Annotated in this window: 3 protein-coding genes; all 3 read right to left on the reverse strand. The window is 34.7% G+C overall.

What is annotated here, in order from left to right:
- Window positions 1-1,180, reverse strand: a 1,180-nt coding sequence (locus tag AB1414_18525; protein MEW6609410.1) for a hypothetical protein, incomplete at its 3' end; no start/stop codon positions are given.
- 170 nt (window positions 1,181-1,350) lie between these two features.
- Window positions 1,351-1,755 (reverse strand): hypothetical protein, encoded by a 405-nt coding sequence (locus AB1414_18530; GenBank protein ID MEW6609411.1) that lies wholly within the window; start codon window positions 1,753-1,755, stop codon window positions 1,351-1,353.
- 308 nt (window positions 1,756-2,063) lie between these two features.
- Window positions 2,064-2,792 (reverse strand): outer membrane lipoprotein-sorting protein (locus AB1414_18535; protein MEW6609412.1); only part of this gene is annotated, 729 nt, incomplete at its 5' end.

Here is a 2,792-nt window from a genome sequence, read left to right on the forward strand (position 1 = left end):
CTTGAATTTTGCCGGTGATATAAAAATTCTCTTTTGACCCCAGGTAGTATAAGCTATAAGTGCCCGGCGTAACAGTAGATGTCCCAAGTGTTACACAAGGCGTATCGTATGTCTTTGTTCCTTTATCGGGAATACCGTCGAGGGATTGGTGGATTTTATCCCATTGCTTAGTTTCATTAGCATGGAATCCTTTTAAACCATCTCTTATCCTAATTACAGAAATTGGGTCAAAGATTCTTGTGTTATAGGCAAACCCTTCTTGCACCCCTTGTTGGCTCAAACCACTAACTACACCGTCGGTATCCTTATAACACCCCAAAGCACCGATCTGCCCTACTATACATACTACCTCTACATTATCCCATAAATTTTGCAATCCTGGATCGTTATTAAGATGCCAGAGGAAAGTATTATGCATAGGTAGAGGTATAGGAGATTGATTCAACCATGTTTGTTGGTCCTGAAGAGCACCTTTGGCTATATCTTCTATCTTTTTTACCTCTAATTTCCTTGCGAGACTACGGAGAATTACTCCTCGCAGTATCTGTCCAAATTCAGATTCAGGAACCTCGCGTATTCTTCTTATTAGTTCATCAGCAACCCAACTTCCAGCATGAGCAGTTCCAATAGTAATCAGTCGTTTTACTCGTTTCCAGCCCTCCTTTTCCTGAATATAGTGTCTGGCAATCAATCCGCCTTGCGAATAAGCAACTATAATGAGTTTGTCAGTATCGGGATTATAGTTAGCCCCATAGTAAGACTTTAATATCCCCGGCGAATTATCGTCTCCTTCAATGAGTTTCTTTAATGGCTCACTGTATGTATCAAGATGATTAAAACTTCCCGTTCCCTTCTCCCCACCATAATCAAACGCCTCTAAATAATGCTTCACGACCTTGTTCTGCGGGGCGTTGGGATTCTTTTCATCGTAAGTAACAGGGTAAAAATGAGGGTCAGGAGTTATATATTTCCCGTCATACCGCATCCATCTATACCCAAAATACTTTTCCAATTCTTTAGTCGCAGTTTCCCATGTGGAGGCATTACTATTGATTCCATGTATAAACAATACAGGCATTGGTGCATAAGTGGTGCAACTCCCCCAGGTAATTTCCTGACCATTTGTTTTATTTCCACATATACAAAGCAATAATAAGATATATAAAATTATTCTTCTCATGATGATTTACCTCCTTACCAAATATTATTGGGTCTTTTGTATTGCCAATATTTATTTTTCTCAGTAAACGATTCGCTCAAAGGTATTTTAAAAAACTGTTTATATACTAAACCGATATAGATATCCTCTCTTTAGTTTTTGTTGTCTTCTATTATAATATAGACTCGCCTTTATTCTTTTGTCTTTAAAAATAATAAAACATATTGAATAAGATATATTATTAATCCAAAAATACTTATCATACAACATAATGTAATATAAAATATTGAAAAAGGCATATCCAACATTTCAGGAATCATAGCAAATATGGCTAAACATAATATAACACCTGGTAGCATTCCTAATGCCACGGCAAGCTTGCATCCTATACCTTTGTGCCTTACAGCAGGTGCTAAAAATAAACTTAATTGTAGTATTGAAAAAACTATTATAACTCCTATCAATATTCCAATTTCTGGATTTGTGTTGAAGAACCCACATATTCCACATATCAAGCATATTATACCGCATGATGGAACAATTACTAACAAAATAGCTGTTATTCTGCTAATCCAATCTATTATTTTTATCATCATCTTTCTGATTTTCCTTTAATTTCTCCAACATTTTGTTAATTTCTTCCTGAGTACAAAAGCTATGTCATGGTTTTATCTTATCTCATTAGTCACTAATACCACTCATTACCATAGCACAAAAAATTAGCTAACCTTACAGTTTTTCCTGACTCCTATATCAATTGCATGCGGATGATATGGATTTAACGGATTTTCGCTAATTTATTTCTATTTGATTATCATCTATAAACTATAAACGATTTTATTTTTGTATCTGCGTCCATCCGTATTCTCTGCGTTCATCAGTGTGTTATCATTTTCTCTTGTTATTAAGGGATACTAAATTCTTCATCTGAAATTCCAGTATTTAATTCAACCTCTTCCAATCTTGTATTTGTTTCGATTATCCCATCTTCAAAATACATTTTCTCACTATACCCAGTAGGAACCCAAATATTTTTATACAACTCCGAAACTACTGTTTCTTTACTAAATAGAATTTCACCATTTTCAGAAAATGCATTTGTTTTAACATCAATCCCTTTATCATAATCAATATAAATAATCAATTTTCCGTAAATTATATTAGGTTCATTAGGTGTAAGTTCTAACATATAGATAGAATTATTAAAACCTTGCTCTTCGGTAAAAGTAATATTATGTGTGTTCATAACCTCTTGTAAATGATACCTAAAATCTATTTGTTTTTCAGAAAATCCTGTATAATCAGAAATGGTAATAGATCTACTTCCTCTTTCATCTATTTCAAATGTTACATCACCATTTATAATCATAGTTCGATTTATATCTGGAGTAATAAACTTCATTTTATCTGGCTTTTTGAACAAAAATCTCCTCTCTACTACAGGAAAAGTCTTCGTCCCTGCACTTCCCCAGTTTTTCATCTTCGCCCGCATATCCTCAATCTTCCCAAAATTCTCGGCTACTCTTTGGAGGATTTGGTCTGGAGTGGGCGTAGTCGAAGCGAAAAACTCAGCTCTGATTGCCTTTGTATCATAACCTTGTGCATCTAACTCATTAAGCAGGTCAAGGATAGT

It is taken from the genome of bacterium (genome assembly GCA_040755795.1).
Lineage (GTDB): Bacteria > UBA9089 > CG2-30-40-21 > CG2-30-40-21 > SBAY01 > JBFLXS01.

Coding starts and splice junctions, on each gene's coding strand:
- AB1414_18530 (MEW6609411.1), bottom strand. CDS start 1,755: ATGATGATAAAAATAATAGATTGGATTAGCAGAATAACAGCTATTTTG.